Origin of the sequence: Streptomyces sp. BF23-19, from assembly GCF_041106355.1 — a bacterium.
GTDB lineage: Bacteria > Actinomycetota > Actinomycetes > Streptomycetales > Streptomycetaceae > Streptomyces > Streptomyces virginiae_A.
Genome location: NZ_JBGBPT010000027.1, coordinates 25870 through 39139 on the forward strand (window position 1 = coordinate 25870; position 13270 = coordinate 39139).

Consider the following 13270-nt stretch of genomic DNA (forward strand, 5'->3'; position numbering starts at 1 on the left):
GCATGCCCGAGGACTCACCACGCGTGGGGCCGTCGGCCCCGGCCACACTGAATGGCTCGCCGAATCGCTCACACCACCCGGGCCCGGCCCCGCCCGTCATCACGCGCCGCACGCCCACGATCACGGGGACTGCGCGTCACACACCCGGCACGGCGCGCACGCTCACCCGCGAGGCGGGCTCCTGGTGACCGCCGCTCGCGATCATGCGTACGTCGCCCTGGTCGCTGATCTCCGCCTGCACGATTCCGGTGTCGTCGGCGTAGATCGGGTGGCCGCCGGGACCGGTCCGGTCGGTGCGGTGCACGAGGACCGATTCCTCGCCACCGGGTGCCGCATGGTCAGGAACGGCGAATACCAGTTCGTACCTGCTGTCCCGTCCCATTCCGGCCTCCTTCGAACGAAAACCCCTTAGGCGTTCATTATCGGACACACCCATCGGGCCGCGCGCTCCCGACCGTGATCCGGGGGAGGAACCTTCAACGGGAACAACGGCCCGCCCGCACTCAGGGTTCCGGCCCTCCATGTGATCTTCCCCCACCCCTGCGCACCTTCCCGGCACGCCTCTCACCTGCGCATACTCCAGGACCCGCCACGCCCCGAACCACCGAGGGCAATGGCCGATCGGATGGAGTTGATCAATCAGATGACGTCGCAAACAGTCCCGGCGGCCGCTTCGGGCACTTGGGTGCTGGGTGACCTCACGGTCAACCGGATGGGCTTCGGCGCCATGCGCCTGACCGGCAGCGCGGCCTTCCACGACGGCACCCCCAGCGACCGCGGCCGGGCGATCGCCGTCCTGCGCCGTGCGGTCGAACTCGGCGTCGACCACATCGACACCGCCGCGTTCTACTTCTCCCGGCTGCGTTCGGCCAACGAGCTGATCAACTCGGCCTTGGCCCCGTACGCGGACGACCTCGTCATCTCCACCAAGGTCGGCCCCGCCCGGGACGCCTGCGGCGGGTGGGCCGAGTCGGCCCGACCCGAGGAACTGCGCGGACAGGTCGAGGAGAACCTGCGCCAGCTCGGCCGGGACCACCTCGACGTGGTCAACTTCCGCGTCATGGGCCAGGAGTCCATCAGCGAGCACTTCGGGGCCCTGTCCGAGCTGCGCGACGCCGGACTGGTCCGCCACCTCGGCATCTCCAACGCCCGCCCGGAACACCTGGCCCAGGCCGAGGCGATCGCGCCGGTGGTGTGCGTGCAGAACCGCTACGGACTCGACGCGCCCGACCGGACCGGAATGCTCCATGCCTGCGCGGAACGCGGCATCGCCTTCGTCCCCTTCTTCTCCATCGCGGGAGAGGGACGCGAGGCCGGTGCCCTCCGCGGCGAGCACGACGAGGTCCGCACCGTCGCCCGGGCGCACGGAGCGTCACCGGCGCAGGTGCGACTCGCCTGGATCCTGGGGCAGGGCTCCCACGTACTGGCCATCCCCGGGACCGGCAACCCGGATCACCTCGCCGACAACGTGGCGGCGGGCGCACTGCGACTGACGCGGGACGAGCTCCAGCTCCTCGATTCGATCGGCCGCTCCGCGTCCTGAGGCCGGCGGTGAGCACGGTGGCGGCCCCTGACGACCTCCGGGGGCCCGCGCGACAGAACATCAGAACCCTTCACGTGCACGTGTCCGAAGAAACGGTCGGAGCGGCCGTTACAGGGCTCTGAACCCGTTCGGCGCAGAGCGGGAGCGGTTCGCGGGGACGGCACGTACCGAGGGGAAGGCCTCCGTCTCCGGGCCCCCCAAGGCTTGTTGGGCGCACCCCCGCCGCTCGCGTCAGCACGACATTGACATGTGTCCGATACACGGGAGAGTCACCGATACATCCGCATTCTGCAACACGCCCCGAATTAGTGGCTTTTGGTGGTGGTTGGGGGCCAGAGTGTGGCTCCTCGGCAGGACGCCGGGAACTGTTCAAGGCCCACTCGCCCCGCACGAGGCGGGCCGGGCTGCTGTCTGTTGAAGGGGTCATCTTCATGTCTGCTTCTCTCACCACCCGCCGGTTCGTCGCCGCGTTCCTGGCCGCGGGCGCCCTCGTCGGTGCCGCCGCCCTCCCGGCCTCCGCCGACGACCACCGGCGCGACCACCGGGCTCCGCAGTCCTCGATCGTCATCAGCGACGTCCAGTACGGGACCGCCGGCCGCGACCGCTCCGACCGTGCGCTGAACCGCGAGTGGGTCGAGGTCAAGAACACCGGGCGCAAGAGCGTCAACCTGCGCGGCTTCACCCTCACCGACCGGCAGGGCAACCGCTACCGCTTCGCCGACTTCCGCCTGGACGGCCGGTCCAGCGTGAAGGTCCACACCGGCCAGGGCCGCGACACCCGCCACGACGTCTACCAGGACCGCCGCCACCAGATCTGGGACGAGCGCGACACCGCCACCCTGCGCGACAACCGTGGCAACGTCCTCGACAGCGACTCCTGGAACGGCCGCCGGCACCACCGCAACGGCTGATCCTGACGGTTCGCCCGCTTGACGCGCGCCCGCACCCCCCGCAAGGGGGGTGCGGGCGCGCCGCGATATAGGGCGGCGATTGTCAGAGGGGGATGGCAGGATCGACGGCGGTGATCCGACCACCTACAGGGGGCAGGGATGGGGAACACGACGTTCGAGTGGCCGCGTGGCGCGGAGGCACGGGACACGGAGGCGCTGGAGCTGTGGCTCGCCGTGCACGGCTGGGAGGTCGACCCGACGGTGTTCATGGCCGGCGGACTCGGCCCGGCCGTGCAGGTGCAGCCGATCGGCGGGGCGTGCCAGGACGGGGAGCCCGGGCTGCTGATCCTGCCGGGGGAAACCGTGGAGTACGCGCGGGACCGGATACGGATCGCACCCCGGTCCACCGTTCCGGCCGCCTGCGGAGCCTCGTAGCCCCGGGCCGGGACCTCCTCAGTCGTCGAGCAGTCGCCACGCGGCGAGGGCCAGGGAGGCCCGGATCAGCCCGGCGGGTTCGGTGATGTCGATGCCCAGGGCCTTGCCGATCTGGTCGAGCCGGCGGGCGACGCTGCTGTGGTGCAGGTGCAGGAGGTCGGCGGCCCGGCGCAGGGAGCCGGTGGCGCAGTAGGCGTCCAGGGTCTCCAGGTCTTCGGGGTGGGCGGCGGCGACCCGGGCGATGCCCGAGACGTCCGCATTGCCGCGCACGACGTCCGGCGAGACCTGGGCGAGCAGCGCCGACGCGCCCAACTCGTCGTGGTGGACGACCGGTCGGCGTGCGGTGGTGAAGCGGAGGGCGGTCCGGGCCTGCGCCCAGGACCGGGCCGGGCCGTCGGCGGCGCCGATGCCCGCGCGCACGCCTTCCGGGATCCGGGCGGCGTCGACGGTGGTGGCCAGGACGACGCCCACGTCGCCGAGGGACGCCGCCTTGACGAGGTGGCCGGGACAGAGCAGGGAGCCGATCCGGTCGAGCGGGAGCCGTGCCCGTACGGCGATGACGTGGACCGGCAGGTCGGCGGGGAAGCCCAGGAGGCGCAGGGCCCGGGCTCCGGCCGCTTCGTCGGTGTCGGGGCTGATCGCCAGTTCGACGAGGGCGGGGTCCGCCATGGTGGTGCGCGCCGGGCCGTACCGTTCGACGGCCGCCGCCGCGGTGATGGCGAACCGGTCGAGGAGGACTTCGTCGAGCGGACCCGGCGGACCCGGGCGTTCCAGCCACACGGTGCCGATCTCCTCCTCGTCGAGGGTGAGCGGCGCGGTGGTGGACGCGGGTGCGGTCGGGCCCGGGGCCGGCGCGCCGTCGGCCGCGACGCGGATCATCCGTCCCGTGCCGTGGAGCCGGATCCCGGCCACGCACTCGGCCAGGCCCGCCGAGGAGCGGGCGAGCGCCGGGAGGTCCACCCGCCTGCGCGTCAGCGTGTCGTAGAACGCGATGATGCGGATCGCGCCGTCGACGTACGGATCCAGTCCTGACAGCCGTACGGCCAGTGCCTCCATGCCAGGAGGATAGGCCGCCCCGGCGGGGAGCAGAAGCGCCGATCGGCGCGCGATCCGGGCACGGCGGCCGACAGTTGGCGCACGCCCCGGGGCTCGCGGCGTCCGCCCGTCGGGGCGACTGTCGGTGGCGTGCGTCACAGTGGAAGGGATGCCGATGTCCGCGCGAGCGAGGTGACCCCGTGACGTACGCGATCCGGGCCGAGGGCCTGGCCAAGCGATTCAAGGAGACCCGCGCGCTGAACGGGGGGGATCTGGAGGTCCCGGCGGGTACGGTGCTCGGCCTGCTCGGTCCCAACGGTGCGGGCAAGACCACCGCGGTGCGCATCTTCGCCACGCCGCTGCGGCCGGACGCGGGGCGCGCCGAGGTGGGCGGGTACGACGTGGTGCGGGAGGCGGGGCGGGTATCGCCGTCGGGGAACTCGCTCTGCGTCGTTCGTCCCTCGACGAGGTGTTCATCGCCCTGACCGGCCACCGTGCCGAGCCCGTAGCCGCCGCGCAGGGCGACTCCGACACCGGCAGCACCGACTCCGGGTCCGGGTCCGGGTCCGGGTCCGGGTCTGATGACGATGCCGATGGTCGGTACGCGCAGGCAGGGAGTCCGTCATGACCGGCACGACCCTCACGGACGGCCTGGGCCACGGCGGCCGGGTGCGGCTGCCGGCGGCCCTGCGGCAGACCGCCACCATGGCATGGCGCAGTCTGGTCTCGGTGAAGCACAACCCGCTGGAACTCGTCGACTACAGCATCACGCCGATCATGTTCGTGTTCCTGTTCACCTACGTCTTCGGCGGGCAGATGGCGGGCTCCCCTCAGGAGTACCTCCAGTACGCGCTCGCGGGGATCATCGTTCAGAACACGCTGTTCATGAGCATGTATACCGCCATGTCGTTGAACACCGACCTGACCAAGGGCGTGTTCGACCGGCTCCGTAGCCTGCCGATCGCCCGTTCGGCTCCGTTGTTCGGGCGGATCGTGGCCGATCTGGCGAAACAGCTGTGGGCCATGCTCCTGATGATCGCGTTGGGCACGCTGCCGGGCTTCCAGATCACCGGTGGTCCGGCGGGCTTCGTCGGCGCGACGCTGCTGCTGCTGACGTTCGCCGCGGCCGTCTCGTGGACCGCGGTGCTGATCGGGATGATGGCCGCGGACGTGGAGAAGGTGCAGGTCTTCGCCTTCACCTTCATCTTCCCCCTCACCTTCACGAGCAGCGCGTTCGTGGAGGTCGACACCATGCCCGGGTGGCTCCAGGCATGGGTCGAGGTCAATCCCGTGACCCAGCTGTCGGACGCGTTCCGCGGGTTGCTGCTCGGCACTCCGGCGGGCGCGCCCATCTTCTGGTCGCTGGTGTGGGCGGCGGGCGTCACCGCGGTCTTCATGCCGCCGGCCATGCGCGCCTACCGCTCCGACAACCGCTGAGCCGGGCTCAGTAGGTGACGACGATCCGGCGTGCCGGGCCGTCCACCCGGATGCGGCCGCCGACGGGGATCACGACCTGCGGGTCGGTGTGGCCGAGCTCGACGTCGAACACCACCATGGTGTCGGGCGCGTACTCGCGGAGGGCCCGCAGGACGGCCTCGCGCTGTTGCCGGCGGAAGTCCGCCTTGGCCCGGGCGTCGAGCCGGTTCTCGAACGACCAGCTCTTGGCCCTGCCCATGAGCAGCGCGGGGAACTGGCGCAGCAGCCCGCGTTCGCCCAGGCCGCGCAGGATCCGGTAGACCTCTTCGGCGGGCGGCATTTCCTCGGAGGTCTCCAGGAACAGCACGTTGCCGGCGTACGAGTCGACCGGTCCGGCCACGCGGTCGGCCATCAGCAGCCAGGAGATGATCTCCAGGTTGCCGCCCCAGCTGATGCCTTCGACGACCCGGTCGGCGTTGTGCCAGGACCAGCCGTCGGCGGGTTCCATCTGCGGCTCGGACTCGAAGGTGTGCGGGTCCTCCCAGGGGCTGTTCACGTCCCCGTAGCTGCTCGCCGGGGTGAGTTCGTACTCGCCCGAGGTGAAGAGCGCTGCCCGGAGGGAGTCGGCGGTCGTCGGGTGCATCGCGCCGGGCCGCCCGAATCCGACCATGACCGATCCGCCGTGGTAGCCGACGATGCCCAAGTCCCGCAGGAACAGCAGCAGGTTGGTGTTGTCGCTGTAGCCGAGGAACGGCTTGGGGTTGGCGCGCAGGAGGTCGCGGTCGAGGTGGGGAAGGACGGTGATCTGGTCGTCTCCCCCGATGCTGGCGATCACCGCTTTGATGTCGGGGTCCGCGAACGCCGCGTGGATGTCCGCCGCGCGTGCCTCGGGCGTCGCACCCATCGTCCGGGTCGTCGGGTATTCCACCGCCTTCAGTCCGAAGTCGTCCTGGAGTCGGCTCAGCCCCAACTCGTAGGGCAGCGGAAACAGGCCGGGAAGGCCCGATGAGGGCGAGAGTACGGCGACCAGGTCTCCGGGGCGGGGCTTCGCGGGATAGCGGGGGTTCTTCATCCGATGATCATAGAAGTCGGCGGATCCGGCCTTGCGCCGATTATCCGGGGCGGGCCCGCGCCGGCGTCGCAGACCGGCGTGTCGGGCGCGCCCATATGGCAATCATTCAGCCCTATGATCTCGAATCGAAAGCAAAATCGAGACAAATCAAACTGTGTCCCGCGCTGTTCGGCGGATCCCGTCGGAGAAAACTGGTCCGCCGTCAGAGCCATGACGCATTCGACCGAGAACAGGACCCCGACCACTGATCTGACTGTTACCTGCCAACCGATTGCGGAGGTGTCACGATGTCCTGCTTCAGGACCGACTTCCGAAAGGCCCCCAAGGGCCTTCTCCCCCCGTGTTGTTGCCCCAGAGCCCGCGCCGCCCTCTCCCTGCTGCTCCTGACGGCCGCCGCGCTGACCGGCCCTGCGGCCCCGGCGCACGCCGCCGCCCCGTATGGCGCCAAAGCCGTCGCGGTGGCCGCTTCCAAACAGGGCTCGCCGTATGCCTACGGCGCCACGGGCCCCAAACGCTTCGACTGCTCGGGCCTCACCCTCTACGCCTTCAAGAAGGCGGGCAAACGGCTTCCACGCACCGCCGAGCAGCAGTACGAGCACACCCGCCACATCCCCGAGGCCGATCGCGCGGCCGGGGACCTGGTCTTCTTCCCCAGCGGCGCGACCATGACCCACGTCGGGATCTACGCCGGCGACGACCGGATCTGGCATGCTCCACGCCCCGGCACCCGGGTGCGGCTGGAGCGGATCTGGAGCACAGCGGTCCGCTACGGGCGGGCCACCTGATCGGGCGCCCGGCCGGTCCGGCTCCGGCGATCCTGGTCTCCCGCCGCCACAGCGGCCGGACCCGGGTCCGCGGGCAGCCTGCGGACCGCCCGCACGCTCGGGGCGAGCAGCAGCACCAGGCTCGCCAAGGTCATCAGTACGGCACTCCAGAGGAGGACGGACTCCGTACCGAGAGAGGTGGCCGCGGCGCCCACGACGAGGTAGCCCAGTGGCACGGACATGAGTTCGCCGGCCGAGCTGAGGGAGCTGACCCGACCGAGCACCTCGGTCGGGAGCTGTTCCTGCACGGCTGTGTTCCAGCAGACGATCGCGATGTCCAGACCGATGCCCGCCATGGCGGCCGCCCCGGCCAGCACGGCCAGCGGCGCGCCCCAGGCGAGTGCGAGGAAGGGAAGCGCGAGAGGCAGGTTGGCGCACACGCACACGACCATGATCCTGGACGGCTTCCATTTGAGTGAAACGATCCCGCCCAGGAGCAGGCCTGCCGCGAAGGCCCCCTGGACGACTCCCCATGAAGGAGCACCCAGATGACTGTTCCCGGCCATCACAGGACCGAGGAGCTGATATCCGCCGAGCCAGAGGGCGACCACCACGGTGCCGGACAGCGTGTAGGTCCACACCCAGGAGAGACGGGAGAACTCTTTCCAACCGTCCTTGAAGTCGCGGAACACTGATGCCGTGGTCTTGGCGGGTCCGGACACGTCAAGACGGCTGCACAGGATCGCCGCGACCGCGAAACTGGCGGCGTCCCAGCCCAGGGTCAGCTCCGGCCCGAAGAACGCGACAAGGGCGCCGCCGACCGCGGGCGCGAGGATGCGGATGACATTGCCGGGCAACCGCATCAGCGCGTTCGCCTGCTGCAGCTCGCCGGGACCGACGAGCTGTGGCAGCAGGCTGTTCATGGCGGGCTGGGTCAGCGCCGACGCACAGCCCGCCAGAGCCGCGAACAGGGCGATACGCCCGGTGGTGGCCGTTCCCGTCGCCACGAGGAGTGCGACGCAGCCCTGGGTGACGGCCGGCACCACGTTCCCGATGACGATGACCCGTTGGCGGGAGAACCGGTCCGCGATCACTCCTCCGACGAGGAGGAGGACGAACTGCGGGGCGGTGTTGGCCGCGAGGACGATCGCCAGGGACGCCGGGCTGCTGTCGAATCCGAACACGGCGAAGGCCAGGGCCACGGGGGCCATCGCCGTCCCGCTCATCGAGATGAGACGTGCCAGGAGGAATAAGGTGAACGGCTTGTGCCGCATCGCGGAGAGGGATCCCTGTCGAACCATTCGACGGAGAGTAGCGTGCTCCGCCGCAGGTGGCGGCGCCCGGGAGGGGGTCAGCGCCTCAGAGGGACTCGCCGGGCCGAAGGTACCGGTAGCCGTGCGAAGTCTCCTCCTCCAACCAGCCGTTGACGCTGCTGAGACCACGGTCGTTGATCTGCGCGTCGTGGATGCCGAACGCCCGCCGCGGCCCCACGGCCTTGACGAAGTCGATGACTTCCACCATTTTCAGCCACGCCCCCTGAACCGGCACCAGCAACGTCTCGATCTCCTGCTCGGGCACGTGCAGCGAGTCACCCGGGTGGTAGACCGCGTCGTCGACGACATAGCCGAGGTTCGCGCAGTCGGGGAGGCCACCGTAGATGGAGGCGTGGCGGCCGCCGACCGCCCGGATGCGGAAGCCCGCGGCGGTGAACTCCGTGCCGGCGGACACGCCGATGACGTCCAGCCGCGGAATGTCCGCGTCGGCGGGGGCGTGGACCGGTACGCCGAGCCCTGCCAGGCGCAGTACGTCGACATGGTCGACGTGCTCGTGGGTCACCAGCACGGCGTCCGCGCCGGCCAGGGCGGCCGGTTCGCTCCAGGTGCCGGGATCGATGACGAGGACCCGACCGTCCTGCTCGATCCGGACACATGCATGGGTGTACTTCGTGATCCGCATGGCTTCGGACCGTACAGGGCCCAGCCCGGCAACGGCCTCTCGATTCCGTGGCGTTCGCGGGTCATCTCACGGCCGGGTCATTCCCCGGTCGTCCCGTCGATCGCCTCGCGCAGCAGGTCCGCGTGCCCGTTGTGGCGGGCGTATTCCTCGATCATGTGGGTCAGGATGTAGTGCAGCGAGTACGGCTGATCGCCGAACCGCCCCGTCACGTCGAGGGATTCGGCGGCGTCGACGATCGCGCGCGACCGCTCGCACGTCTCCTCCCAGATCCTGAACGACTCGGCCACGTCCGCGTCCTCGACGTGGAACTCCGTCCACTCCCCCGCCTCGTTCTTCGGGAAGTAGCCCCGTACGTCCTCTCCGGCCAGGACGTTACGGAACCATCCGCGCTCGACCTCCGCAAGGTGACGCACCAGCCCGAGCAGGGTCAGTCCCGACGGGGCGACCGCCCTCATCCGCAGCTGCCGCTCGCTCAGCCCGGAACACTTCATCATCAGGGTGTCCCGCTGCCACTGCAGGACGCTGGTCAGGGTGGCGCGCTCGTCGCCCGTCAGCACGGGCCGGGTCCGCTGTTCATCGATCACCGGGCGATCATCACATCCGGTGCGGGCCCGCGCCCAGCGCGTTCTCACATGCCGGCCGGCGCAGTTGCCGGAAGAAGGCGCGGATGTCCCCCACCAGCAGGTCGGGCACCTCCATGGCGGGGAAGTGGCCGCCCCGGTCGAACGACGTCCAGCGCACGATGGTGTCGGTGCGCGCGGCGATGTGCCGCAGCGGGATGAAGTTGTCCCGGGGGAAATCGGCCAGCGCGGTGGGGGTCCGCGACACCTCGGGCGGGCGGCCCGCGTACGCGGCGTGCGCCCGCTCGTAGTAGATACGGGCCGCGCTGCCGGCCGTTCCCGTGAGCCAGTACAGCATCACGTTGGTCAGCATCTGGTCCCGGTCCACCGGGCACGCGGGGTCGCTCCACTCCGTGAACTTCTCCGCGATCCAGGCGAGCAGCCCGACCGGCGAGTCGTTGAGCCCGTACGCGAGGGTCTGCGGCCGGGTCGCCTGGATGTCGGCGTACCCTTGCTTCTCGCGCGACCAGATCCGGTACCGCTCCCAGGAGGCCAGCGTCCGCTCCCGTTCGGCGGGGGACAGTGCGGCCAGCTCCTCCGGCCGGGGTTCGGCCGTGGCCCCGCCCCCGGGCAGCAGGTTCAGGTGCACCCCGATCACGTGGTCCGGCCGGATCAGCCCGAGTTCCCGCGAGATCGCTGCCCCCCAGTCGCCGCCCTGCACCCCGTACGAGCGGTGGCCGAGGCGTTCCATCAGCACGCCGAAGGCACGGGCCACCCGCTTGAACTCCCAGCCCGTCTCGGTCGTGGGCCCCGAGAGCCCGAAGCCGGGGATGCTCGGCAGCACCAGGTGGAAGGCGTCCGCCGGATCGCCGCCGTGCGCCCGGGGATCCGTGAGCGGACCCGCGACGCGCTGGAATTCCACGAGTGAGCCCGGCCAGCCATGGGTCATCAGCAGCGGGGTCGCGTCCGGCTCCGGCGAGCGGAGGTGGGCGAAGTGCACCCGCGCGCCGTCGATGACCGTGGTGAACTGCGGCCACGCGTTGAGCCGGGCCTCGGCCGCCCGCCAGTCGTACTCCTCGCGCCAGTGGCCGACGAGCTCCCGCATCCGGTCGAGCGGCATCCCGTACGCCCGGCCGACCCCGGGCAGTTCGTCGGGCCAGCGCACCCGGCCCAGCCGCTCCCGCAGGTCGTCCAGCTCGTGCTGCCCCACATCGAGCCGGAACTCGCACAACTGCTCGTCAAGATCACTCATGCCCCGCATGCTAGGCCGGCTCTTCCGGACCCTGCCGGGCTCGCGTTGCCCGGCCCGTGCGTGACGTCAGTTGCCGGCCGCGCGGCGGGTCATCAGCAGTTCGAGCCCGTCCAGGATGCGGCCCAGCCCGAACTCCAGGGCCTGGTCCTGCCCGCCGTGTTCGGCCGCCGAGGCCAGCGCCGCCCCGAGGGCGGGGAACCGCTCCCCGTGCGTGCGCATCACCTCGCCCAGCATCGCGGCGAGTCGGGCGTCCGGCCCCTCCCCCGCCGACCCGGGTCCCGCGCCGGCGGCCCGCTCCTGCTCCGCGATGCTGCGTACGTGCCCGGCGAGCAGCACCACCGCGTCCATCGCCTCGGCCCCGGTGAGCCCGCACCCGTCCAGCGCGGCGAGTGCCCCTTCCATCCACTCGAGCTCCCGCGGGCCCATGACCCGCACCCCGACGGTCGCCTCCAGCAGCCACGGATGGAGCCGAAGGCCGGCCAGCAGCCCCCTCGCCCACACCTCCAGCCGCTCCCGCCACGAGCCGCCCGGTGACGGCGCCGCCGCGGGCATCGCGCCCTCCACCATCAGCGCGACCAGTTCGGCCTTTCCCGGCACGTACCGGTACAGGGCCATCTTGGTGACGGCCAGCTCTGCGGCCACCCGCTGCATCGACGTGCCGACCAGGCCTTCCGCATCGGCGATCGCGATACCCGCCCGCGCGATCCCCTCCAGGGTGAGCCCTCGCTTCGGTCCGCGTGCGGGCCCGGCCGGAGGCGGCCCCCACAACAACCGCACGGCCGGGCCCCACTGTTCGCTCGTCATCGCCTTCACCTTGCGCTCGCACGAAAACTGCGTCTACCGTACACGGTATTCAATCAGTATCCGATGGACACAGTTTGCATGTCAGGCAGGGGGAGCCCAGATGACCGCACCGGCAGCACACGCCGACGAGCCTCGGCCCGGGGCCCCTACCGTCCTCGTCTCGGGCTCCGGCGTCGCGGGCCCCGCCCTGGCCCTCCGGCTCGCCCGCCACGGCCTGCGCCCCACCGTCGTCGAGATCGCCCCCGCCCTGCGTCCGGGCGGCCAGGCCGTCGACTTCCGGGGGGAGACCCAGCTCCGCGTTCTTCGCCGGATGGGGATCCTCGACGAGCTGCACCGTGTTCGGACCGGCGGCAGCACGATGACCTTCGTCGACGCCGACGGTCGCCAACTCCTGCACCTTCCTGCCGAGTTCACGGGCGGGGACATCGAGGTCCTGCGCGGCGACCTCTCCCGGGTCCTGCACGAGGCCTCGCTCGCCGCCGGGGCCGAGTACGTCTTCGGGGACTCCGTCACCTCCCTCGCCGAGACGGCCACCGGCGTGGACGTCACCTTCCGCCACGCCCCGCCCCGCAGCTTCGACCTCGTCGTCGGCGCCGACGGGCTGCACTCGAACGTCCGGAGCCTGGCCTTCGGTCCGGATGCCGACCACGTCACCCACCTCGGCCACTACGCCGCCACCTGGAGCCTGTCGAACCACCTGGACCTGGACCTACGCCCGGGGGCCGGCTCCCTCGGCCACAACACCCCCGGACGGCTGGCCAGTGTCGCCGCGGACCACACCGACCCCACCCGGGCCCGCGCCTTCATGGTCTTCGCCTCCCCCGAGCTCGCGTACGACCGGCACGACCCCCAGGCCCACAAACGCCTCCTGCGCCGGGCGTTCGCGGGCATGCCCTGGAGGGTTGACCGCCTCCTCGACTCCCTCGACACCGCCGACGACCTCTACTTCGACTCGATCAGCCGCGCCGATGCCCCCGCCTGGTCCACCGGCCGGATCGCCCTCCTCGGCGACGCCGCCTGTGGGGCGACCATCGGCGGGATGGGCACCGGCACCGCGATTTTGGGCGCGTACGTCCTGGCCGGCGAACTCTCGCGCTCACCCGGGGACCATCGGGGCGCCTTCCGCCGCTACGAGTCCCTGCTGCGCGCCTACGCCCAGGAACGCCAGAAGGGCGGTGACCGCACGGGGCGCTTCCTCGCCCCCTCGTCGATGCTCGGCCTGCGCCTGCGCAACACCGCGCTCAGCAGACGCCGCGTCCTCGCCTGGACGCTCAGGACGGCGAAGGAAGGGACCACCCTCACGCTTCCCCACTACCCGGACCACCCGGCCAACTCCTCGGAACCCGCAGCGAACCACGCGAGCGGGCCGGTCAACTCGTCGTCGGCATAAGCCTTCTGACGCTTCGATGCGCTCGCCACCCGAAGAACAATCACCCAAAGAACCGCACAACTCCCCGAACCGTTCCCCGCCTCCGCAGAAAAGTACCTGCCGACTGGTTTTTTTTCGGGTTGTCCGACTAGATTGACGGCGCACCGCGGCGAA

The 13270-nt window shown here is 71.0% G+C and carries 14 protein-coding genes and 1 pseudogene; 7 read left to right on the forward strand and 8 right to left on the reverse strand.

Annotated features, from left to right (window positions below; genetic code table 11):
• Window positions 1–136 precede the first annotated feature (136 nt).
• A complete protein-coding gene (locus tag AB8A24_RS17350; RefSeq protein ID WP_266386355.1) occupies window positions 137–382 on the reverse strand; it encodes a DUF6296 family protein in 246 nt (81 codons plus the stop codon).
• A gap of 261 nt (window positions 383–643) precedes the next feature.
• On the opposite strand from AB8A24_RS17350, the gene AB8A24_RS17355 reads away from it, so the two are divergent.
• The 3 genes from AB8A24_RS17355 to AB8A24_RS17365 all read left to right on the forward strand — a co-directional run bounded on the left by AB8A24_RS17355 (window position 644) and on the right by AB8A24_RS17365 (window position 2868).
• Window positions 644–1543 (forward strand): oxidoreductase, encoded by a 900-nt coding sequence (locus AB8A24_RS17355; RefSeq protein ID WP_369476464.1) that lies wholly within the window; start codon window positions 644–646, stop codon window positions 1541–1543.
• A 431-nt stretch (window positions 1544–1974) separates the two neighbouring features.
• Complete coding sequence (locus AB8A24_RS17360) at window positions 1975–2454, forward strand: lamin tail domain-containing protein (RefSeq protein ID WP_328965152.1); 480 nt, start codon at window positions 1975–1977, stop codon at window positions 2452–2454.
• A gap of 138 nt (window positions 2455–2592) precedes the next feature.
• A complete protein-coding gene (locus AB8A24_RS17365) occupies window positions 2593–2868 on the forward strand; it encodes a hypothetical protein (protein ID WP_266386362.1) in 276 nt (91 codons plus the stop codon).
• 18 nt (window positions 2869–2886) lie between these two features.
• On the opposite strand, the gene AB8A24_RS17370 is transcribed toward AB8A24_RS17365, so the two are convergent.
• Window positions 2887–3924 (reverse strand): PucR family transcriptional regulator, encoded by a 1038-nt coding sequence (locus tag AB8A24_RS17370; protein WP_369476466.1) that lies wholly within the window; start codon window positions 3922–3924, stop codon window positions 2887–2889.
• A 179-nt stretch (window positions 3925–4103) separates the two neighbouring features.
• Between AB8A24_RS17370 and AB8A24_RS17375 the strand changes: the two are divergent.
• Window positions 4104–4319, forward strand: a pseudogene (locus AB8A24_RS17375) (ATP-binding cassette domain-containing protein); the annotation flags it as partial.
• Window positions 4320–4527: 208 nt separating this feature from the next.
• Window positions 4528–5340 (forward strand): ABC transporter permease, encoded by an 813-nt coding sequence (locus AB8A24_RS17380; protein ID WP_369476468.1) that lies wholly within the window; start codon window positions 4528–4530, stop codon window positions 5338–5340.
• A gap of 7 nt (window positions 5341–5347) precedes the next feature.
• Here AB8A24_RS17380 and AB8A24_RS17385 read toward each other — a convergent pair whose 3' ends face one another.
• Window positions 5348–6391 (reverse strand): S66 peptidase family protein, encoded by a 1044-nt coding sequence (locus AB8A24_RS17385; protein ID WP_369476470.1) that lies wholly within the window; start codon window positions 6389–6391, stop codon window positions 5348–5350.
• A gap of 287 nt (window positions 6392–6678) precedes the next feature.
• On the opposite strand from AB8A24_RS17385, the gene AB8A24_RS17390 reads away from it, so the two are divergent.
• A complete protein-coding gene (locus AB8A24_RS17390) occupies window positions 6679–7176 on the forward strand; it encodes a C40 family peptidase (protein ID WP_109783648.1) in 498 nt (165 codons plus the stop codon).
• Here AB8A24_RS17390 and AB8A24_RS17395 read toward each other — a convergent pair.
• The 5 genes from AB8A24_RS17395 to AB8A24_RS17415 all read right to left on the reverse strand — a co-directional run bounded on the left by AB8A24_RS17395 (window position 7158) and on the right by AB8A24_RS17415 (window position 11727).
• The gene (locus tag AB8A24_RS17395) at window positions 7158–8456 is read right to left on the reverse strand and encodes an MFS transporter (RefSeq protein WP_328965148.1); all 1299 of its coding nucleotides are present in this window, start codon (window positions 8454–8456) and stop codon (window positions 7158–7160) included. The two genes, AB8A24_RS17390 and AB8A24_RS17395, sit on opposite strands and share 19 nt — an antisense overlap.
• A gap of 58 nt (window positions 8457–8514) precedes the next feature.
• Entirely contained in the window at window positions 8515–9111 is a 597-nt protein-coding gene (locus tag AB8A24_RS17400; protein WP_328965147.1) for an MBL fold metallo-hydrolase, read from the reverse strand.
• A gap of 77 nt (window positions 9112–9188) precedes the next feature.
• Window positions 9189–9695, reverse strand: a complete 507-nt coding sequence (locus AB8A24_RS17405) for a DinB family protein (protein ID WP_369476473.1) — start codon at window positions 9693–9695, stop codon at window positions 9189–9191.
• Between the two features lie 10 nt (window positions 9696–9705).
• The gene (locus AB8A24_RS17410) at window positions 9706–10923 is read right to left on the reverse strand and encodes an epoxide hydrolase family protein (RefSeq protein ID WP_369476475.1); all 1218 of its coding nucleotides are present in this window, start codon (window positions 10921–10923) and stop codon (window positions 9706–9708) included.
• 66 nt (window positions 10924–10989) lie between these two features.
• Complete coding sequence (locus AB8A24_RS17415; protein ID WP_369476477.1) at window positions 10990–11727, reverse strand: TetR/AcrR family transcriptional regulator; 738 nt, start codon at window positions 11725–11727, stop codon at window positions 10990–10992.
• Window positions 11728–11827: 100 nt separating this feature from the next.
• Here AB8A24_RS17415 and AB8A24_RS17420 point away from each other — a divergent pair, with 100 nt between their 5' ends.
• Complete coding sequence (locus AB8A24_RS17420) at window positions 11828–13117, forward strand: FAD-dependent monooxygenase (protein ID WP_369476479.1); 1290 nt, start codon at window positions 11828–11830, stop codon at window positions 13115–13117.
• The last annotated feature ends 153 nt before the right edge of the window (window positions 13118–13270 follow it).